The organism is Chryseobacterium gallinarum (assembly GCF_001021975.1).
GTDB classification, from domain to species: domain Bacteria; phylum Bacteroidota; class Bacteroidia; order Flavobacteriales; family Weeksellaceae; genus Chryseobacterium; species Chryseobacterium gallinarum.
The window spans coordinates 2,137,143-2,158,209 of the sequence record NZ_CP009928.1 but is presented as its reverse complement, the minus strand read 5'-3'; the positions used below and the strand labels follow the sequence as shown (position 1 = coordinate 2,158,209).

Here is a 21,067-nt window from a genome sequence, read left to right as displayed (position 1 = left end):
AATAAGTGTACACAGAATCATAAGGTTATGAATCTGAATATAATTGTTTTTATGTGTGAATTCTAAGCCGTGGAGCTATACCTACTGCAGCATTTTAAAGAAACATTTTTTTCCATTTCGCTACAGTATTTCTACTTGTTTTAAACTGATTTGCCGTTTGGGTATTGTTATAGCCATTTTTCTTCTGAAACTCAAGAATCTCCATAATGGTAAGTTTATCATACGATTTATGACTTTGATTAAATTGTTCTGTTTCAACATTTTTAAAATCAAAAATGATCTGATTGAGCTTAATGACATCCAATGCCGTTAAATATTCCTTTTTTAAAATAGAACGGCAAGCTTCAAGTTTTTCAGGATGCTTCATGCGAATAATGTCTGTATAAATCTTCTTGTAATCCGGACCTTGCTCTTTCATTGCTTTTTTGTTTATAAGTTTATATTTTGCTGTTTAAGGTTTTAATTTGATAGCAGAACCTCCTATTCATTTTATATGTTTATATGTGTTCATGCTTACTAAGCCATTTATAAAGGGTCGTCTTGGGAATTCTGTACTCCTCTATAATCTGAAGTTTTGTTTTCTGACCGGTATTTATCATTTCTAAAATAAAGCTGATCAGTTCTTTTGTGTAGATGTTTTTTCTGAATTGCGGAAGAACAGAGGTTTGTTTGCAAGACGCCTTATTATATTGGTCATTACATGGGGGAGCAAAAATAATCAGGTGTTGGGTATAAATTCTGAAAAAGTCATATTCTAAAAGCTTACACCACTTAAGAATAAGTTCAGTATCCATGTTTTCCTGTGTAAACATTTTATGTACCTCTTCTTCCGTGGTATGAAGAAAGTTACAGATACGGACCATAGAAATGTCTAGCTCATCAGCTCTGCTTTTAATGCATTTGCCGATACATATATTTTTAAAATCAAATTCCATTGTCAAAACTTAACCTTTAAGAAATTCAGAACTTTTTCCATTAATAAATTCTTCACCTTCTTACAGAGGTCTGTTTTGCTTATGCCATATTCATAAATCATCATTTGTGTTTTTATTGTATAAAGTTGTGTTTATATACTAAACTATAATAAAGATATCCTTCATTTCACTCCGGGAAGAAAATACAAGATTAATTCAGCACATAACAACAGATCAAAAAAAGAGGTATGATCTGCAAGATATTGTGCATTTTTTTCTATCTTTTAGTCGAAAATTAAGCTATTATAATTCTGACCTGAAATGTGAAATATTTTGATCTTCCGGAATGCAGAAGCTTTATCATAAGAAATTGAAATGCGGATAATATCTGTTTCCGATTATCCTGTTTCAAAGTCCTGTCGCAAAGTTATTCTTTACAGCAGTACAAAAAAAATAAAGCGTAAATGAGATTCCCGAAAATGATTTATAAACAGTATTCACTTGATAAACAGAATTTTAAATAAATCATTTATTAGAAATTAATTAATAAATTATATCAATAACAATTTAATCAACTTCATTGGGTGCAAAAAAAGAACAAATAAAAAAACTGAAAATTGAACTGATGGACAGATATGTGATCCTGATGGCTTTTATCCTATTTGTATATGTCATCATTTTTACATTCTTTATTTATGACAAAATAATGAGCTGGTATTTGCTCGCCGGGGCCATTCTTCTAGCTGCTCCATATCTGATTACCCGGAAAAGATATTCACCGGATTTCATTGTCACTGTGTTTTTAGTTTGTGTTCCTATTTATAGTTTCTACATTATACTTGCCTTTTGGGAAAACTCTGTTGCAAGTTTTTCTATATTATTGCCCATTCCACTGGGAGCTTATATATTTTTTCCAAAAAGACAGGTGCTCATGTATACCCTGTATGTGATAGTAACAATTATTACAGTCAGTATTGTCGCCAATAATTTTAACTTTGATTTTCCCAAACATTCGCAGGCTGAAGTTAAATTCAATGATATTCTTTTATTTATCTCAAATATCTCAGTTGTATTTTTACTTATCCATTATAAAGATAAAATAAAAAGGCTGGAAGCATCAGAGCAGCACATAATTGCCGGACTACCAGAAAAAGAAAAAAGTAACAAAACGGAAATTAAGTCTCTAACAGATTCTATTGATCCTGCCAGTATGGAAAAATTATTTGAAAGAATAGAATCTGCCATGACTGAAGATATGCTTTTCAAGGATGATAAATTCAACCTTTCAAAACTTAGCGCAACGTTGGATGTCAACAGCTCGTATATTTCCAAGTCAATCCGTCATAAAGGATACCCTAATTTTAAAATTTTCCTTAATACCTATAGAATCAACCATATAAAAAAGCTTTTCACTGAAACCGATTTTCAAAAAGCTACCCTGATGTATATTTATACGGAAGCCGGATTTTCAAATCAATCCACATTCAATAGGGTTTTTAAACAAATAGAAGGAATTACTCCTTCCGAATATATCCAGCAACATCTGAAAACAGATCCCGATTATCTATAAACCGGATCCTCTAAATGGCAAAGGTGATATCTCCCGGACATCACCTTGCCATAATATCTTTTAGAATTTCATTTTAATAAAGCCTTTGAATAGACAAATAAATATCCCTGGTATCATCCGCCGTTGACGCTGTATTTTTGTTATCAACAATAGGGAAATAATATACCCTGTACCATTGTCCGTCAAGTGAAAGGTCCATAGTAAGCACTTCCTGATGACTTGCTCCGCCACTAGCTGCAGTCCGGGGTGTACTTATTCCTAATTTATCGTCATATCCTAAGTTAAAATAAATACCATTATCCAAATTAACATAGGAAGAAGGGGCAATCAGAATATTTGAAGCATTAAATCTATCAACATTTGTCAACGCACTGAACCAAAATTTTACCGGATCCGAAGAAACATTCACAAGACGAGGATTCATTGTAACATTATTAGGCCCCACACTTGAATTGGACATAAACCAGGCATCCAGTCTTAATTTCCCTCCTAAAACAGGCAGATCAGAAACATAATCGCTTAGCCATACATTAGAGGGCCCCGAAGGTATGCTGGCCTTATAGTAAATTAATTCCCCCATGGAAATTCCATCTCCCGCTCCTACAGTAGCGTCACAGGTTTTCCCGTCAATGTTCAGGGGAAATACTGTTGTAACCGGACTGGTTACCGTAGGAGTTCCTGAGATTGTATAGGTTAAAGTGCCCGATCCGGAATTAAAATTTCCCGCAGATAACGTGGCAGTAAGGCCATTTACAGGACCTATCATCTGTGCAGGATAAGTTCCTCCGTTTCCACCGGTGTAAGGCACACTCATCGTTCCGTTAAAAGGAGTTCCTGCAGTATAGATACTGGGTGTAAGCTTAATGGAGTTGCAGGTAATCGTCCCGATTGTTCCAATGGCAAGGGAGCCGTTATTAAGAGTTCTCCATTCACTTCCATTCCAAAATACATAGCCATTATAAGCAAGTCCGGCAGTCCCCAGATTATACACCAGTAACCCGGTGGCAGGTGACGGTATCGTTGTCTGATCCGTCAAAGAGGTCAGAGCTGCTTTGGGTCCTAGAAATCCTTTTTTACTGCCATCTGCCAACGCATCAACATTTACGTCTAAAATAGCAGATGCGTGAGGCATAGTAGTACCAATCCCAACACTTCCACTGGATGTTACAGTAAAATCATTAGCCTGCTGGGCTGCAGTTGGAATACCAGTTGCCGGGTTATCCTTAGCTCCGTCAACATGAAAAATGTTTTGCGGATTGGTAGTATTAATACCTACCTGCGAATACATTAAACTGCAAAACAAGGGTGTAAGTAATAGAAAGGTCTTCTTCATTTGAAATAATTTATAGTAGGTTAAAAATTGTGGCTGCTTTAGGTTCCGCTATACAGCATCTTTTCCGATGATATGATAGCTGGCTATTTCCGATTGAAGAAAATAATTCAGATAGTTGTCAAAAAAAAATTAATTAAGTAAGTTTGAAAAATCTTTTAAGAAAATTATTAATTTATTGTGCTCCAAAAGCTCAAGTACAAAATTATTCTTTAAAACTTTCAAAAAAAAATTAACTGTCAATGATAATCTGGAAAATGATTTACAGATTAATAAATCATTTCAAATCAATAAGATAACAAAATCATTTCAAAGAATTCACTGGGAATTCCACATAATATTAATTAATATGGCTGCATTAAATATCAAAAATGAGCAGATAGAAAGATTAAAGCTTGCATTGATGGACAGATATGTAATTCTTATGATGTTTATTCTGGGAATTTTTACGGTCATTTATTCCTTCATCATCCAGGATAAAATGATCTCTTCCTACTTAATTTGTGGTATAATTCTGTTAGGAAGCTGGTATCTGTTTGCAAGAAGAAAATGTTCCCAAAACCGGATTGTACATACTTATCTGATATTTGCCCCTATTTATAGCTTATATGTAATGATTGTTTTCTGGGATAATTCAGTATCAGGATTTTGCTGGTTATTGCCCATCCCGTTGGGAGCCTATATATTTTTTTCAAAAAAGACAGTCTTTTATTATACTCTGTATACTCTGATAATCATCATTATTGCAAGTCTTGTTGCTAATAACTTTTCTGTATTCAATCTTGGTTTTATATTTCCTAAACATTCTCAAAAAGAAGTGATGTTTACAGATACCCTTTTATTTGTTTCCAATATTCTGATCATAGCCTTGCTACTGTATTATAAGGATAAAATACGAAAGCAGGAATTTTTACAGTCGCTAGCCAATATCAGAAATGATTATAAAAAAGTAACAGAAAAAGAAAGCAAAACACAACCTGATGTTGCAGATGTAGAAAATTTCGAAAAAATATTTGAAAGAATAGAAACAGCAATGAAGCAAGATCTGCTTTTTAAGGATATTAAGCTTAATCTTTCCAGATTGAGCGTAGCCATTGATGTTAATAGCACTTATATTTCAAAAACCATCCGCTATAAAGGATATGCTAATTTTAATGCCTATCTGAATACATATAGGGTAGACTATGTCAAAAAGCTTTTCACTGAAACTGATTTTCAAAAGGCAACCCTGATGTATGTCTATACAGAAGCCGGTTTTTCCAACCAATCTACCTTTAACAGGGTGTTTAAACAAATAGAAGGGGTCACTCCTTCAGAATATATTCAACAAAACCTAGCAACAGACCATGAACAAAATGGATAGAAAATATTTATCTTTGGGTAAATTTTTTATATGAAAGTTTTGATTTTAAACGGGCCTAACCTGAATCTTTTAGGCAGCCGCGAACCGGAAATCTATGGGAATATTTCCATGGAAAATTATTTAGTTACCCTGAAATCCGAGTTTCACACTCACGAAATACTTTATTACCAGTCTAATATAGAAGGAGAACTCATCAACAGGCTTCAGGAAGATGATTTTGATGCCGTTGTTATTAATCCGGGAGCTTTTACCCATTACTCCTATGCCATAGCTGACTGTTTAAAAAATATCCGGAAGCCTAAAGTGGAGGTCCATATCAGCAATATTTATAAAAGAGAAGAATTCAGGCAGAAATCGGTGACGGCAGCGAACACAGATGCTGTTTTATCCGGATTCGGGATGGATGGCTACCGATTAGCTATCCTCAGTTTAAAATAAATAGGATGATGAATTACCCTGATTCATATCAAAAATAATATTTTGACGCAGGTTTAACAGTTTAGCAGATATTATTCTTAATCGTATGAGCTTATATTGACACCCCGAACATCTGCGAAATCAGCCTAACCCGCGAAAGATAAAAATAAAAAGCCCCATCAATGATGAGGCTTTTATATGGTTTGATCTTATTAAATTGTTTGTTCCTGCAATTGAGGGCCTGAAGCGATCAATCTCTTACCTTCTTCAGTATCACAGTATTGTTCAAAGTTTTTGATATATCTTGAAGCAAGATCTTTTGCTTTTTCTTCCCATTCAGAAGCGTTCGCATAGGTGTCTCTAGGATCTAAAATACCTGCAGAAACGTTTGGAAGCTCGGTAGGAATTTCAAGATTCATGATCGGAACCTGAGTTTTAGGGGCATTATCAATAGAACCGTCGATGATTGCATCAATAATTGCTCTGGTATCCTTTAAAGAAATCCTTTTACCGGTACCATTCCATCCGGTGTTTACCAAATAAGCTTTTGCACCGTGCTCTTTCATTTTACCGATTAATGTTTTAGAATACATTGTCGGGTGTAATGTAAGGAAAGCTTCTCCGAATGCTGGTGAGAAAGATGGCTGAGGTTCTGTAATTCCTCTTTCTGTTCCGGCTAATTTGGAGGTATACCCGCAAAGGAAGTGGTATTGCGCCTGGTCATCATTCAGGATGGAAACCGGAGGAAGTACTCCGAATGCATCTGCAGAAAGATATACGATCTTTTTTGCATGTCCTGCCTTAGATGGCAAAACAATTTTGTTAATATGATAGATTGGATAAGAAACTCTGGTATTTTCAGTAATGGATCCGTCAGTGTAATCTGCTACTCCATTATTCACTACTACGTTTTCAAGAAGGGCATCTCTCTTGATTGCTCTGAAAATATCCGGTTCTTTCTCTTCTGATAAGTCGATTACTTTAGCGTAGCATCCACCTTCATAGTTGAATACTCCGTTATTATCCCAACCGTGTTCATCGTCACCGATAAGGTATCTTTTCGGATCTGCTGATAAAGTTGTTTTACCTGTTCCGGAAAGACCAAAGAATAAAGCAACATCTCCTTTTTCCCCTACGTTTGCAGAGCAGTGCATTGAAGCCATTCCTTTTAATGGAAGGTAATAATTCATCATGGCAAACATCCCTTTCTTCATTTCACCTCCGTACCAGGTACCTCCGATGATCTGTAGTTTTTCAGTAAGGTTGAACATAATGAAGTTTTCAGAGTTCAATCCTTGTGCTTCCCAGTTTGGATTGGTTGTTTTTGATCCGTTGATTACTGTGAAATCAGGTTCGCCAAAGTTTTCAAGCTCATAATGCGAAGGACGGATAAACATATTAGTAACGAAGTGTGCCTGCCACGCTACTTCAACGATAAATCTCACTTTCAGTCTTGTATCTGCATTCGTACCACAGAAGGCATCTACAACATAAATTTTCTTAGCTTCAGAAAGCTGGTTCATCACTAGTTCTTTACAAGACCCGAAAACTTCCGGGGTTGTAGGTAAATTTACTTTACCATCCCAGAAAATTGTATCTCTTGTAACATCATCCTGAACAATATATCTGTCTTTAGGTGAACGACCTGTGAAAATTCCTGTTTTTACCGATACTGCGCCAGACTCTGTAAGCTCAGCTTTCTCAAACCCCTGATTTTCAGGAGAAACCTCAGCCTGATACAATTCTTCATAAGAAGGATTGTACACTACTTCGTAGTTTCCTTTAATCCCTAATTTCTCTAAATCCTGGATGATTTTAGTGTTTTTCATTTTACTTATATTTTCTATTTCTTTATTGAGTTCAACAAAAATAATATTAATTATTTGTTAAAGGTGGTTTAAATATACTGATATAAGTCAGAATGACAAATAAAAAAACAGGATTGTAAAATATTGATTATAAACCTATTATATCAGACCATTCGAAAACGGTTGTAAAACCTTTCTCCCAAAAATAGTCTTTAAAGCCCCCAAATTTGGCACTCATTACAAAATCTCCGCCCCAGGCTCCCAAACTTTTTACAAAAGCAGGAGAATCAGGGAACAATCTCTCTTTAACTGTAGGAATTTCAAGAAAACCGGATATTTTTTGTTCATGATTTGTCATTAATTGGCTAAAAATATCCAATTCATTACATAACAAAACTTTTTTTGTGATATCCGAAAATTCATCAACCAGTTTTTGAGACCTCTTTTTCGATTTATAAAAACTGATTCCCTCACGGCTATTCTGTTTTTGATTTAAATGAATGAAAATCAGATCATTTTTAAAGGAAGGAGCAAAATTAACCTTTTCATACCTGATTTCAGGTTTGTTCTGGAAAAGAACAGCAGTTTTTTCTTTGGCGACAGCAATATCATAACCGCTTCCTCCAAGACTGATTGTATTCAGGTAAAAAGGATCAATCCCGGCCCATTCCGCCAGATTATTCATCAGGGTAGAACTGCTTCCCAGTCCAAAGTCAGATGGAAACTGAAGGTTTGTTTTTAAATGGTATGTAAGAGTATGCCTGAATTTAGTGGAAGAAAGCTCCTGAACATTTTTTAAAGTCTGTAGGATAAATTCAGCGCCTGCTGGAATATTGGTTTCCAGGACCTGCCAGTTTTTATAGTCAATGACAGCTCTTAGCCACGGTTTATTCTGATGGAAAGCTTCCCAAAAAACCAGAAACTTCTGATCTTCTTTTTCTTCAAAGAAAAACTCTTGTCCCAGCCTGGTAGGTACCGCTAAGACAAGAGCTCCATCTATTGCGAAATATTCTGAAGTAAGCATAAGCTTTCCCGGTGAAAATATCGCATTCATATTTTTTTGATTAGATTGCAGAAGTAGATTCTACTGTTCCATCAATTTTTTTGATCAATCCCTGCAAGGTTTTTCCTGGTCCTACTTCTACAAAGTTAGACGCACCGTCTTTAATCATATTCTGTACAGACTGCGTCCACTTTACAGGACCGGTAAGCTGATCGATCAGATTTTGTTTGATCTCGTCAGGATTTGTTACTGCTGTAGTCGTGATATTCTGATACACAGGAATGGTAGCTTTTCTGAATTTTGTATTTTCAATGGCCGCAGCTAACCTTTCTTGTGCAGGCTGCATCAATGGTGAATGAAAGGCTCCGTTTACAGGTAACAATAATGCTCTTTTGGCGCCTGCTTCTTTCAGTTTTACACAAGCTTCTTCTACCGCAGGTGTTTCTCCTGAGATTACCAGCTGTCCGGGACAGTTATAATTTGCAGGAACAACAATTCCACTGATTTGTGCACAGATTTCTTCTACTTTAGCGTCTTCCAATCCTAAAATAGCGGCCATAGAACTTGGATTAGCATCACAAGCGTCCTGCATAGCCTTAGCTCTTTCTGCGACTAATTTCAACCCGTCATCGAAAGATAAAACGCCGTTGGCCACTAATGCTGAAAATTCTCCCAAAGAATGTCCTGCTACCATTTCGGCTCCAAGACCATTTACTGCTTTTAATGCTGCTACTGAATGTATAAAAATTGAAGGCTGGGTAACCTCTGTTTTTTTAAGATCTGCATCTGTTCCGTTAAACATAATGGAAAGGATGTCGAAACCTAAAATTTCATTGGCAGATTCCATCAGATCTTTAATATCTTTTCTAGAATCGTACAATTCTTTTCCCATTCCTACGAACTGAGAACCCTGCCCAGGAAATACAAGTGCTTTCATGTATTGAATTAAATATTATGCAAATATAACTATAATGTTAACAATATTCTTTTAAAGAGCTATAAAACATGTTAAGGTACCAGCCTGATTACTCTGTAACCGGTATTTACATACGCTCCATTGGCTTTGGATTTTACAAACTCAAATTTCGTTGCAAGCTGAGTCTGCACCTTATTCATTTGTTTAAAGATTTCTCCTTTTCTATTTTCCCGGGTTAGCATATCGTTTACCACATCAAAACCAACGATGGCATATTTTGGTGGGGTTTTACAATACTTGGCTTTATAAGCCGCCAGGATTTCTTTTTCAAAACTACCATCCGTATTGATTTTTCTATCCATCAGGTACACTAAACTTGCCTGGCTCAATTCATCTACTCTCTTTTCGAAGACGGGAGAATAGAACATACTGAAAGCTTTTACCCCGTGTGCTTCCTTAGAAAGGCCGATTATTTTATTGGCAAAGGCATCTCCCATATCATCATTGGCTAAAACAGCAATCACCGGAGCAGATTGTCCTGTCATCATATTCTGATCCAGCTGGATATCTGCAGGTGAGTTAACAATGACGATATTTGGATTTTTGATTGCTTTTTCAAGGCCTGTTTTAATGTAATTGGCATTTTCTTTTTTAGCATCTGCCACTACATATATTTTCTGATCTGAATACACTGCCTTTACTTCTTCCACAATCTTATCAGCATAGGTTTGATTGTTCGTTTCCACGATAATCAGGTTGCTGTAGTTATATAGTTCCGGAGAGTTGGCAAAAGGTGCTACAATCGGGATTTTCTGATTTCTGGTAAAGTCAAGGACATCAATCACATTGGATTTAAAGAATGGTCCTATGATCAGGTCTGTATTTTCAGGATTGATTTGTGTTAAAGAGTTTTTAAATGAAGCTTCATTTCCTGAGTCTACGATTTTAATGTCTAACTTCTGGCCTCCTCTTGCATTTCTTTCAATAGCCAGCTTAGCTCCTGTCAAAAAGTCCAGCGCCATACCTCTGTATTGCGTTTCGTTGGTGCTATACCCGAAAGGAAGCATCAGAACTACGCTTAAGGCATCTCCATTTTTCTTCACATAAGCCGGATCCTGTTTTTTAATCTTTAAAACCATTCCTGCCTTCAACCCCTGCGAAAGTTCCGGGTTAAGGGCAATTAACTCATCAATTGAAACACCGAATTTATTAACAATAGAAAATACAGTATCTCCTTGCTGAACGGTATAGGTTACATAATCATCTCCTGCGGCCACACTGGCTGTCGTTGTTCCGGAAGGCTTTTCGTTCCCTGAATCCATTTTTGCTTTTGGATTGGCAGGTTCTGCAACGGGATCAGCATTGGCTTTTTTTATTTTAATAGTCTCACCAGGCTTCAGCCCTTTTTCTTCTAAACCGGGATTTAAAGCAAAAAGTTCCTGCTGATTGATTCCAAATTGTTTTGAAATCCTGTAATAATTATCTTTTGCCTGAATCACATAGGTTTCATCATCCGCAGGTGCCACAGGAGCAGGAGTTGTTACTTTTTCAGCAGTTGTTTCTGCCGGCTTTTCTGTAGCTACCACTTGTTGGCTGTCACCATATTTTTTAATGCTGGCAAGAGGTAAGGTAATTTCATCCCCGATTTTCATATGGGAATCCAGTTCCGGATTCAGTTTTCTTAAATCAGTTTCAGAAATTCTATATTGTTTTGTAATTCCATAGATGGTTTGCTTTGGCTGTAGAACAATTTTCCCTAATGCAGCATTCGTATTTGTTGCCGTTTTTACTTTTTCAGCGACAGCCGTTTTTGTAACAACCGGCGTGGCTGCTTTGTCTGATTTTATCGTTAAAACATCTCCAATAGCCAGCTTGCCATCTTTATGCTTAGGGTTTAACTTCAGCAATTCATCTACAGTCATTCCATACTTCTTTGCAATGTTGTAAGGGTTATCACCTTGTACAACCGTATGGGATTTCTGAGCTGAAACTCCCAAAACCATACATAAACTGGATAGAATAAAAAACCTCTTTATCATATTCGATAATTATAATTTACAAAAATACTCCTTTAAAATTAAATGGCAACAATTATTAATTTGGATTCTTGAACCACCATTTCTTCCAAACAATTTTCAAGCCATGAATACCCTTCATCTGAAAAGAATACACTAAAATTGAAAACTCTTTCCTGCCATATTTTGGAAGGATGTACATCTAAAAACAGATTTTCAAGTCTTTCGAGCAGCTCATTCTGTTTTATTTTTTCAGCATGAAGCAAGCGTTTTTTCATTCTTTTAAAAGATTTCAATTGTCTTACTTCTTCTGCCTTCACCATATTTCCAAAGGATTTTTCTGTAGTTTCGGCAGCTTCTTTCAATTCGGAAAAATTACGAACCAGAAGTTCTTCTTTATCTTCAAGCAATTGTAAGATTGTGTTATCTTTCATAATCACCTGATTGGTAATGGTAGTAAAATTCTGAAAGAAATCTTCTGTTTTGAGATGTAATTTCTCTATTTTCTTTACCGTTTTTTCCTTCAAAAAGAGCATGGAATTCCTCGGGATAAGAATAGGAAAAGGAATCCCGGTTGCAGAGAAATAATCTTTAAGCTCAAGCCAGTACATAATTTCAGCATTCCCCCCGATATAAGCCAGGTTTGGCAAAACTTTTTCCTGGTATACCGGACGCATTAATGCATTCGGGCTGAATTTTTCCGGATTCTGTTCCAGTTCTGCCAATATTTCTTCCTTTGTAAACTGAAGATTGGTATCTACAACAAGATAGTGCTGTCCGTTATAATCAATCCGGTCTCTGGTTTCAGTAAGGTAAAAAAGATTAATTTCCCGTGGATTTACCTGAACTTTCCCATACTTGCCTGTCAAGAAATCAACTTTATTTTTTGAGTTTTTTTGTAAACTGAAATGAAGCAACTCATCTTTAAAAATGTCTTTAGCCTGCTGTTTAAGATCTTTAGAATCTCCGTCCAACATCAATAATCCAAATTCTGAGAACAAACGGTTCACCAGCGTTTTGATGGCTTCCGTAAGGGTATTCCCGTTCTTATAAGCTTCTTTTAACATTAAAATCAGCTCTGTCCCAAAAACGGAGTCCTTAAATTCTTTTTCAAACTCCGAAATGAAATAGGTATCGGTGATTTTAATTCTCCCTACCGGCCCTCCTGCTTTTTCATTGGTTTCATAATAATTATTCTCGGTCTTAAAATGATTGATTTCTGCAAAGTCATGATCCTCTGAAGCCATCCAATATACCGGAACAAAGTTAAAATCCGGAAAATTCTCTTTAAGATAGGTACAGGTTTTAATGGTCTGTAATATTTTGTAGACAAAGAAAACAGGTCCTGAGAATAAATTCAGCTGATGACCGGTGGTAATGGTAAATGTATCCGGCAGTTTCAAAAGGTCCATATTTTTCTTTTGTCCGGACGAAAGAGTAAATCCTGAAAGCTGTTTTTCAAGTACATTATACAACACTTCTCTTTGCTCTTGTGAAAAGGAATCCTGTTTGATGTGGATCTGATTCCGGAAATGTTCTAAGGAAAAAGTACTGTTTTCAAAACCCTCAATTTTCTGATTTAAAAAATCTTTTACCAACTGGGGGATACTTTCTATATCGCTAAACGGAATTTTATTAATTGTTTTCAACCTGCTCGTTTTTTAGTTGAACAAATACCACACAATTCCGATATTCAATCTGAAATCATATACCGGATAATGTGGAAATGCATATGCTTTGTTATTGGAAAGAACGGTTCCTATCTGCTGCCCTTCTATGAAGAAAAACATTTTTTTCACCTTCATGTTAATATAAAGATCCATCATAGGTTGTCCGCCAATAGAGAATGAATTGGCACCAGGTAGAATATACTCGTTAAGAACCGGGAAATAGTCTCTGGATGCAAATTTGGAGAAATAATATACTTTAAGTCCGGCCTGAATTTCGGCGGCTTTCTTAAATGCTTGTGTCTGATAAAAGAGGTTAGCCCTTCCAATGAAACCTGGTAAAGGAAGCAATTCTTTATTTGTTAAAGTATTTTGAAAATGCAATCTTGTATTCAAATGGAATTTGCCATAACTAAAAGTGGCCTCTCCTCCAATCTGAGAAATATTCAGTGAGCTTTCACTCTGTCTGGGGTTTGCATTACTATCTATATAAGTATAGTTATCGATCCTGAAATAATTGGCAAAAAGTTCTGTTTTAAACCATTTCAGATTTACACTTCCGCCGATTTCCATCACCGATTGGTTTTTCGCATTCTCAAAATAATAATTGAAATTGCTGTACACAGAAGTATTTAATAAATAATTGAACGAAGGATAGGCACTTTGAAAATTAACTTTTGCATTCACAAAGTAATCTTTTACAGGTTCAAACTTCAGGTTATTAGTGGTTTTAAGATAGCTCTTAAACTGGCTCCCATTCGAAAATTCAAGAAATGATTTCAACTGAATTTTATCCCAAAGTTTTACTTCCAGGTTTCCTACTGCACCTATCCTGTTTTCTTTAAGTTCATCGGGAAAAGGGACCCCATTCCGAGCCACCACATCTCTTATCCCAAGTTTAATAATCTGATAGCGAACTCCTGCATCTAATTTAAATTTTTCGTTATTAAACACAAGACTTACAGTATTGCTTAAGTTCTCAGAATATTTTTTGGTAGTCAATGGAAAACCAGTGATAACATTAGTAGGATTGGTCACCCAATATGGCTCTATTGCGCCTTGATTGTAAAAATATTTATTTCCCTGATGAAAAATAGTATGCCTGATACTGAATGGGAATTTCTCCGAATTAAACGGAGTAAGCTGGTGACTTAAATAATATCTTCTGTAGGAAAATTGCGAACTTGTGGAAGCCAGGTTCACCTGGGCATTTTGTCTGTTTTTATAGTTACTGTCACCACTTTGAAACAAATCATCTTCTGTAATCCCTCCACTTTCCTGATTATTTACATTTTGGTGAAGATAATGGGCAAAGAGCTCATAACTTCCATTTTTTGAAACATAATGTCCCGAAAATATGGTGTTGTTATTTGCCGCTAATGAATTTCTGTAAAGCCCCTGGGAACGGAGACCCATATATTCAAGTGCGAAATTGAATCTTTTTCCGATATTCTGGGTGTAGGTAGATTTCAGTGCTGCACCGTTTCTCATTGCATTATGATAAATGAAAGAGGCGGTAGGAGTTTTTACATCATAATACTTCACATCATTAGCCCCAATAATCATATACGACTTATTGGCGGGAAGCAGAGACAGGTTTTCTTCTGCATTTACTTCGAATACCAGCGGATTGAATCCTGCACCTATATTTGCGGGTTGTATCCTTCCAAAATTATCCCTGTTATTGTATTGTGAGTAGATGTAGGTTTTATCAAATGTCATTACCGTATCAAAAACTTTCTTTTCGGAAAACTGAGTCTGATACTGATAATCCTGAATGGTAGGCTTGAAAATCTTTAAAGAATCTTTTTTCCCGGAATCTATGACCAGAGTGTCTTCTGCTTTTTGCAAAGGCTTCTCAGGCTTGACTTGAGCTTTAGCTATAAAACTTAAAGAAAAAAGTATGAAAAGGATGTACTTCATTATTCATTATTGTACAGCAAAAATAAGAAATAAAAGGAAAAGGAAACTTCAAAAGTTTCCTCCTATTACTCAAAGTTATATGAAAGTGATACAATTATAACAATCCTACAAATTCTATAAGTCCTTTATCAGTATTGATATCTATATTTTTAGCTTTTACTTTAGATTCTAAATCTGCTTTCTGAGACGGAAATAAATCATATATTTTCTTCCTTTTGGATGGAATTTCCATAAAGTGATCTCCTACACCAATATAGTAGTTAATTGCTGTTTTGAAGGAAGGAGGAGAATCATCTGCATAAGTGCTTTTATTTTTCTCTGGAATGGTAAGCGTTGTGGTAACCTTTTTCAATAATGCCTTATTATTTTTAGAATATAGTTCAAAGAAATACCCTTCCTTTCCGTTCAGACCAAGCAGCACTAATATTTCTTTAGTTCCCAAAAATTCTATTCGTGAAAATGAGCTATTTTTGGGAAGTACATAAATCTGATTATTCTGTTTGAATTCAATCTCATCCTTATAAGTATTATAACGAGCTTCAATGGCCACATAATCCTGAGAAACTTTTGCTTGTCTAAAGGTATCATCAATATAGGCAGAACCGTTTATATCAGAATACTTAAATGATTCATTAAGACCTTCAATAAATATTTTTTCTAAAAAGCCTTCCTGAGTGGGCATTGAAACGCTTCCTTGTCCATAAATATTACTCATTATAGTAAGTAATAATAATATTATTATTTTCTTCATTTTCTTCATTTTAGTTATTATAAATTTAAAAAAAAGATCGCTTAGAGCGATCTTTTTTCTTTGTTTTATTTAAGCTTATAGCCCTGTGAATTTCTCGTCCTGAACCCCGAAGCTGCCCGCCGATACGAAATAGTTTATTCTTAAAGAAACTGTTCTGTTACAGCTGTTAAAGCTAGATTTTGTACCGTCAGTGGCTGGTCCCATTGAGATCATACCATAAGTTGGGTGAATCTGACCTGTCTGCATTGTAGGAATTGTAATCTCATATGATACCGGATCATAAGTAAGTGGTAAATCTGCCCCACTATCAAGGAAACCTTTAACTAGAAGAGTATTGGGTTTTGTAGGATCTTCCACAATAGTAACTACTCCTGAATCTATTAACCATCCAGTATTTTCAAAACTTCCAACGAAGGTATTAATTGGACATGTTTTAAAAAGACGAACACCAGCGATATTATTGTCCTGAAGACTCTTCAATGTAGGTGATGTCACTCTAAAATTAGCAATTTTACCACTTGAAGAAGCTGCTGCTGAAAAAATTCTCAATTTTAAAACACCACCTAATTTCCCTGCTGCTACCTGATCTCCTGCTAGAATCTCAAAATCCTTCCCTGGTTCTGCCGTAGAGAAATTAGGATCAAAAACTAAATTAACAGAGTGAGTTCCATCTGCGGGTGTAGTCAGTGAGTAAGGAATATCTACATCCGCTGATGTTTGAGTAGAACTGATGGTCTTGGTAAGATTCGTTTCCGTAAAGAAAACTTCTGAAGGATCCTCCACCGTTCTATCTTCTGTAGTACATGCCACTAAAGATAATGTCAGTACAGATGCTATAAAATAATTAAATATATTTTTCATTTCTTTTAAAAATTTAAGATTAATATCCAGGATTTTGGCCGATCCCCGGATTAGCATTAGTCTCAACTTGAGGAATTGGTAACGCCCATTTATGACTTGTCATTGGTAAATTTGTTGGGTTTGCCCCCGGGAAATTTGCAGAACTAGAAGAGTAATCTGCAGGGTTTCTATCAATCCCGGTATTCGCCAAAGTTGCCAATCTTTTCAAATCAAGGAATCTATATCCTTCGAAAGCGAATTCAATTCTTCTTTCATTTAATATTCCTCTCCAAGCTGCTACAGGGGTTGTATATACAGGAGTAGCTTGATTAGAACCATATCTTGCATCTCTGATTGCATCTACTGCAGTAGCGGCTCCAGCGTAATCTCCCGCTGCTGCTCTTGCTTCTGCTTTGATAAGATACATTTCAGATAATCTCATTATCTTAATATCATTATTAAACCCATTACTTGTAGTAACCCCAGCCGTCGATGTTCCTGTAGCTACTCCACCATGTTTATTAATAACAATTACATCAGAATTTCTATAATCAAAAGAAGTAGCATATCCAGGGTCAATACGGGAGGAAGGTGCAATAATTACATTTGCTCTTACATCAGCAATTGCAGTAGATAAACCCGCTGCAGGTAAATTAGCTGGGTTTAAAATATTATGTACAGATCTTCCTACTTCATAGAATGGAGAGCCATCTAATCTAGGTCTTACACTACACCATGCATTGTGCAGGTTATATCCCTGAGCATTTGATACAGCATTTCTCTTCAATTTGAAAATCACCTCACTTGTAGTAGGGCTAGTAGTCAAATCTGAATCATTAAAGAACATATTCCTATATTGCGTTTTATTTGCCAGTACTACTCCAGATTGTGTAATGACATTATTAGCCCAGATTTCAGCATTTGGATAATCTCCTTTGTATGCATAAGCTCTTGCTTTAACTCCCATTGCAAAGTATTTATTCACAAAAAGCCTGTCATTTGCAGTAGAAATTGAATTAGCTCCAGCCTCTGTAAATAAGTTAATAGATTTATCTAAATCTGCAAAAATCAGAGTATAAAATTCTCCATTAGTACTTCTTTTCTGTCCTGGTTCTGTATAGTCAAAAGATCTTGTTGCTAAAATCCCTGCCAGTGCAGAATCATCCTTCATATTTGTTGAAAAGTAAGCGAGGATTCTTAAATGATGATACGCCCTTAAGGCATATGCTTCAGCTAATACTTTTTTTCTATCATTTTCTGTATTTCCTGCAGCCGTACTTGAAGCCACTTTATTACCGTACTCAAGAACTCTGTTTATCCTTGCTAATGATGCGTAGCTCTGAGCCCAGATAGCAGATGGTAAACTGGAGTTAGGCGTCATTTGAAAAACCCATTCAGAACTTAGTCCCTGTCCTCCGTTCGCATACCCAATACCTACTTCATCGGTAAATACGGATACAAACTCTGATTCTGCTCTAGAATTAAAACTAGAATAAGCTCCATTCATCAGCAGCCTTAAATCTGATACATTTGTCAAGGCTTGCTCTTCCGTGAGTGAACCTGGTGTATATGGCTCTAATAAATCATCACTACAAGAGGATACAAAAAACAATCCTGCAGCTAAAAATATTTTAAAAAAAGATTTCTTCATTTCTTAGTTAATTTAAAATTTAACATCTAATCCTAGAGTAAAAATTCTAGGGGTTGGGTATTGATATTGATCTGCAGCTCTGTTACTTTCAGGGTCCCAACCTCTCCATTTAGAGAATGTTACTAAGTTTTCTCCTTGTACAAATACAGATAAACCGGTAATAAATGTTCCTCTTAAAGCGCTAGCAGGGAAAGTATATCCTAACTGAACGTTTCTAAGTCTCAGATAAGATGCATCAACAATAAATCGATCAGATTGAGCATCCAAAGCTAAATTAGCTGCTGTCAAAGATGGAACTGCTGTATTAGTATTGTCAGGCGTCCATGCATTTAATAAGTCTTTACTTGCATTAAATGTACCTAAACTGGTTGGGTCCATCAAACTTGCGTAATCGAAATCATACCTCCAGATTTTAGCTACATAAGTAAATGTAGCACTGGCAAACATTCCTTTATAATTTACATCAAAACCAAACCCTCCCTGGAATTCCGGCAGATAGTTTTTTCCAGTTTGCACACGATCTGATTCTTTAGGGTTTTCTGTTAAATTACCGTTGATATCGTAGAATAATAAGTTACCATTTCCTTGGTTCACTCCAGCATATTTGTAAACAAAAAATTCACTGATTTTACTTCCGTTTCTGGTAATATAGTTACCTGATCTGATTTCTCCATCTCCAGGAAGCCCTCCTACCTTTTGATTGTTGTAAGCTCCGTTTCCTCTTATGGAAAGCTGAAGATCTTCCCTTTTAATAATGTCATATTTCAGATTAAGCTCAATTCCTTTGTTTACAACATCTGCATCAGAATTTTGTCTAATGAATGTTGTTCCTACAGGGGAAGATACAGGAACATCGATAAACTGATCTATGGTTTTTTTATGATAAAAATCAAGGGATCCAGATAATCTTTTAAAAATATCAAAATCAACTCCGATATCAGCAAGTCTGGTAGTTTCCCACTTCAGATCATAATAACCGAAAGAAATCCCGTAGCCTCGGTTCGGGCCATATACGTTGTTGGCAGCAGAGAATACGTGATAATATCTTGGCGGGTTAACTGCCTCAAAAACACTTCCATCCACAATTCTTTGGTTACCTACAGTACCTAATGAACCTCTAAGTTTTAATAACGTAATATTTGAATTTTTAATAAAAGATTCTAAATTTACTCTACCTCCTACAGACCAGAATGTCCCCCATTGATTTCCAGGACCAAATCTACTTGCTCCATCAGTACGTATAGTTCCTGATAAACCAAATTTCTTATCGTAATCATAATCTACTGATCCAAAATATGAAATCATATTGAATTTAAGCTTATAATTACTTGTTACCGGAACGTAAAAATCATTATCTGAGGTATCAGAAATGTAACCTGATCCTGTTCCCGGAACATAAGTCTTCGGGTCTAAACCATTTCGTCTAATGGATGAGAAATCTTGCTGTGAATAATTAAATTCAGCGTTGGCAGCAACGCCAATAGTATGTTTTTCTAAAAACTTCTTGTTGTACCTTAATTGATATAAATTATTAAATAAATAAGTTCTAGTAGTACTGTTTGTTTCTGATCCTCCAAATTCTTTATTTCCTAAGAATAACAGTGCATTGAAAGAGTTTGGATATTCTGCCTGCAATTGAGTAGAATTTAAATACTGACCAGACGTTCTGATCATTGCAGTAAAATCATCCGTTATTTTATATGACGCTTGCGATGCCAAATCTAATCTGAATTCACCTATACTTGTTTCAAAGTTTTGAAGCTTATCCATCAAGAATAATGGAGTCATTAAAAGCGTTCCATTATTTTGATAATCAGCCCAAAGTTGTTGAGGACCTTGATATTGACTAGGTGAAACATACGGAGCAGCTACCATCGCACCCAGTACATAGTTCTGGTTGACCCCGCCATCTCCTAGGTTTGTAGCCAGATTATTCTTAGAATATCCTACTCCAGTATTTAAGGAATAATTAAATCTACTGTTATCTGACTTACCCACTATATTGTTTCTCACTGAGAATCTTTTAAGACCCGTTGATCTTAAAACTCCTTCCTGGTCCAAATAACCTACTGAAGTATACGAATTGATGTTCTTTCCACCCGCACTGATAGAAAAATCATGACTCTGTCCTACAGCCGGTCTAAAAAACACTTTTCTCCAGTCCGTATTAATAGCATAATTATCAATTTCTTGTTGGCTTAGAGTAGCACCTAAACCAATACCATATCTATTTTCAAGGGTTAATAATCCTCTTGAATCAGCATAATTATATTTATTATCCTGAAGTGAAGACACCATAAATGAAGATGAATATCTAAGTTTTAACCCTTGATTATATCTACCGGATTTTGTTTTAATAACAATAACACCGTTTGCACCTCTTGCACCATATTCAGAAATAGCAGAAGCATCTTTCAATACTTCCATAGATTGAATATCATTTGTATTCAATGTTCTGAAGGAGTCACTATTTGAAGGAAATCCATCAATAACGTATAATGGATCCGTATTACCATTAAGTGTTCCAACTCCTCTAATAATTACTGTAGGCTTAGCTCCAGGCTGACCAGAACCAGTAGCAATATTAACGCCAGCTAATTGCCCTTGAACAGTATTTAATACATTGGGATTTGGTCTGTTTTCAATTGTCTTTTCATCAATTTTTGCAGATGAGGTAGTCGACGTTTTTTCCGTCGTTGGTCTATACCCCGTAATAACAACCTGTTCAATTTGTGTTTCTCTCGAAGTAGTATCTCGAACAGAGTTCTTCTGCGCATATGCCGCATGCCCTATAAAAAATATGGCTCCAGCACTCAATACACGTAGTTTAACATTCATATTAACAAATTTTAATATATTTTAATAGGCAAATATGTTAATAAATATTAATATTCACAAA

The 21,067-nt window shown here is 35.7% G+C and carries 16 protein-coding genes; 3 read left to right on the top strand and 13 right to left on the bottom strand.

Going from position 1 to position 21,067, the window contains the following annotated elements; genetic code table 11:
- Positions 1–94 precede the first annotated feature (94 nt).
- Positions 95–418, bottom strand: coding sequence for a hypothetical protein (locus tag OK18_RS09690; protein ID WP_050020546.1), 324 nt, complete (start codon positions 416–418; stop codon positions 95–97).
- A gap of 79 nt (positions 419–497) precedes the next feature.
- A complete protein-coding gene (locus tag OK18_RS09685) occupies positions 498–935 on the bottom strand; it encodes a transposase (RefSeq protein WP_053327883.1) in 438 nt (145 codons plus the stop codon).
- A 604-nt stretch (positions 936–1,539) separates the two neighbouring features.
- On the opposite strand from OK18_RS09685, the gene OK18_RS09680 reads away from it, so the two are divergent.
- Entirely contained in the window at positions 1,540–2,484 is a 945-nt protein-coding gene (locus OK18_RS09680) for a helix-turn-helix domain-containing protein (protein ID WP_156173258.1), read from the top strand.
- Between the two features lie 73 nt (positions 2,485–2,557).
- Here OK18_RS09680 and OK18_RS09675 read toward each other — a convergent pair whose 3' ends face one another.
- Positions 2,558–3,817, bottom strand: coding sequence for a hypothetical protein (locus tag OK18_RS09675; protein WP_128572253.1), 1,260 nt, complete (start codon positions 3,815–3,817; stop codon positions 2,558–2,560).
- Between the two features lie 346 nt (positions 3,818–4,163).
- Here OK18_RS09675 and OK18_RS09670 point away from each other — a divergent pair, with 346 nt between their 5' ends.
- Positions 4,164–5,177, top strand: coding sequence for a helix-turn-helix domain-containing protein (locus OK18_RS09670; RefSeq protein ID WP_156173257.1), 1,014 nt, complete (start codon positions 4,164–4,166; stop codon positions 5,175–5,177).
- Between the two features lie 30 nt (positions 5,178–5,207).
- A complete protein-coding gene (locus OK18_RS09665) occupies positions 5,208–5,615 on the top strand; it encodes a type II 3-dehydroquinate dehydratase (protein ID WP_050020539.1) in 408 nt (135 codons plus the stop codon).
- A 191-nt stretch (positions 5,616–5,806) separates the two neighbouring features.
- Here the strand turns inward: OK18_RS09665 and pckA are convergent, their stop codons facing one another.
- From pckA to OK18_RS09615, 10 genes are all read right to left on the bottom strand, one after another.
- On the bottom strand, positions 5,807–7,423 hold the full coding sequence (pckA, locus tag OK18_RS09660) for a phosphoenolpyruvate carboxykinase (ATP) (protein ID WP_050020538.1): 1,617 nt from the start codon (positions 7,421–7,423) through the stop codon (positions 5,807–5,809).
- A 127-nt stretch (positions 7,424–7,550) separates the two neighbouring features.
- On the bottom strand, positions 7,551–8,456 hold the full coding sequence (locus OK18_RS09655) for a GYDIA family GHMP kinase (RefSeq protein WP_050020537.1): 906 nt from the start codon (positions 8,454–8,456) through the stop codon (positions 7,551–7,553).
- Between the two features lie 10 nt (positions 8,457–8,466).
- Positions 8,467–9,342 (bottom strand): ACP S-malonyltransferase, encoded by an 876-nt coding sequence (fabD, locus tag OK18_RS09650; RefSeq protein ID WP_053327880.1) that lies wholly within the window; start codon positions 9,340–9,342, stop codon positions 8,467–8,469.
- Between the two features lie 71 nt (positions 9,343–9,413).
- On the bottom strand, positions 9,414–11,360 hold the full coding sequence (locus OK18_RS09645; RefSeq protein WP_053327879.1) for a LysM peptidoglycan-binding domain-containing protein: 1,947 nt from the start codon (positions 11,358–11,360) through the stop codon (positions 9,414–9,416).
- A gap of 38 nt (positions 11,361–11,398) precedes the next feature.
- Positions 11,399–12,985 (bottom strand): bacillithiol biosynthesis cysteine-adding enzyme BshC, encoded by a 1,587-nt coding sequence (gene bshC, locus OK18_RS09640; RefSeq protein ID WP_053327878.1) that lies wholly within the window; start codon positions 12,983–12,985, stop codon positions 11,399–11,401.
- Positions 12,986–12,997: 12 nt separating this feature from the next.
- The gene (locus tag OK18_RS09635; RefSeq protein ID WP_053327877.1) at positions 12,998–14,926 is read right to left on the bottom strand and encodes a putative porin; all 1,929 of its coding nucleotides are present in this window, start codon (positions 14,924–14,926) and stop codon (positions 12,998–13,000) included.
- A gap of 94 nt (positions 14,927–15,020) precedes the next feature.
- Positions 15,021–15,677, bottom strand: a complete 657-nt coding sequence (locus OK18_RS09630; RefSeq protein ID WP_156173256.1) for a hypothetical protein — start codon at positions 15,675–15,677, stop codon at positions 15,021–15,023.
- 75 nt (positions 15,678–15,752) lie between these two features.
- On the bottom strand, positions 15,753–16,538 hold the full coding sequence (locus OK18_RS09625) for a hypothetical protein (RefSeq protein WP_156173255.1): 786 nt from the start codon (positions 16,536–16,538) through the stop codon (positions 15,753–15,755).
- A gap of 19 nt (positions 16,539–16,557) precedes the next feature.
- Positions 16,558–18,168, bottom strand: a complete 1,611-nt coding sequence (locus OK18_RS09620; RefSeq protein WP_053327874.1) for a RagB/SusD family nutrient uptake outer membrane protein — start codon at positions 18,166–18,168, stop codon at positions 16,558–16,560.
- Between the two features lie 12 nt (positions 18,169–18,180).
- Complete coding sequence (locus tag OK18_RS09615; protein ID WP_053327873.1) at positions 18,181–21,006, bottom strand: SusC/RagA family TonB-linked outer membrane protein; 2,826 nt, start codon at positions 21,004–21,006, stop codon at positions 18,181–18,183.
- Positions 21,007–21,067: the final 61 nt, after the last annotated feature.

Excerpts from the sequence above, each read along its gene's own strand:
- OK18_RS09680 (WP_156173258.1), top strand. The coding sequence starts at position 1,540 with ATGGACAGATATGTGATCCTGATGGCTTTTATCCTATTTGTATATGTC.
- OK18_RS09655 (WP_050020537.1), bottom strand. The coding sequence starts at position 8,456 with ATGAATGCGATATTTTCACCGGGAAAGCTTATGCTTACTTCAGAATAT.
- OK18_RS09685 (WP_053327883.1), bottom strand. The coding sequence starts at position 935 with ATGGAATTTGATTTTAAAAATATATGTATCGGCAAATGCATTAAAAGC.
- OK18_RS09620 (WP_053327874.1), bottom strand. The coding sequence starts at position 18,168 with ATGAAGAAATCTTTTTTTAAAATATTTTTAGCTGCAGGATTGTTTTTT.
- OK18_RS09635 (WP_053327877.1), bottom strand. The coding sequence starts at position 14,926 with ATGAAGTACATCCTTTTCATACTTTTTTCTTTAAGTTTTATAGCTAAA.
- OK18_RS09670 (WP_156173257.1), top strand. The coding sequence starts at position 4,164 with ATGGCTGCATTAAATATCAAAAATGAGCAGATAGAAAGATTAAAGCTT.
- OK18_RS09675 (WP_128572253.1), bottom strand. The coding sequence starts at position 3,817 with ATGAAGAAGACCTTTCTATTACTTACACCCTTGTTTTGCAGTTTAATG.
- pckA (WP_050020538.1), bottom strand. The coding sequence starts at position 7,423 with ATGAAAAACACTAAAATCATCCAGGATTTAGAGAAATTAGGGATTAAA.
- OK18_RS09615 (WP_053327873.1), bottom strand. The coding sequence starts at position 21,006 with ATGAATGTTAAACTACGTGTATTGAGTGCTGGAGCCATATTTTTTATA.
- OK18_RS09630 (WP_156173256.1), bottom strand. The coding sequence starts at position 15,677 with ATGAAGAAAATAATAATATTATTATTACTTACTATAATGAGTAATATT.
- OK18_RS09690 (WP_050020546.1), bottom strand. The coding sequence starts at position 418 with ATGAAAGAGCAAGGTCCGGATTACAAGAAGATTTATACAGACATTATT.
- OK18_RS09665 (WP_050020539.1), top strand. The coding sequence starts at position 5,208 with ATGAAAGTTTTGATTTTAAACGGGCCTAACCTGAATCTTTTAGGCAGC.
- OK18_RS09625 (WP_156173255.1), bottom strand. The coding sequence starts at position 16,538 with ATGAAAAATATATTTAATTATTTTATAGCATCTGTACTGACATTATCT.
- OK18_RS09645 (WP_053327879.1), bottom strand. The coding sequence starts at position 11,360 with ATGATAAAGAGGTTTTTTATTCTATCCAGTTTATGTATGGTTTTGGGA.
- fabD (WP_053327880.1), bottom strand. The coding sequence starts at position 9,342 with ATGAAAGCACTTGTATTTCCTGGGCAGGGTTCTCAGTTCGTAGGAATG.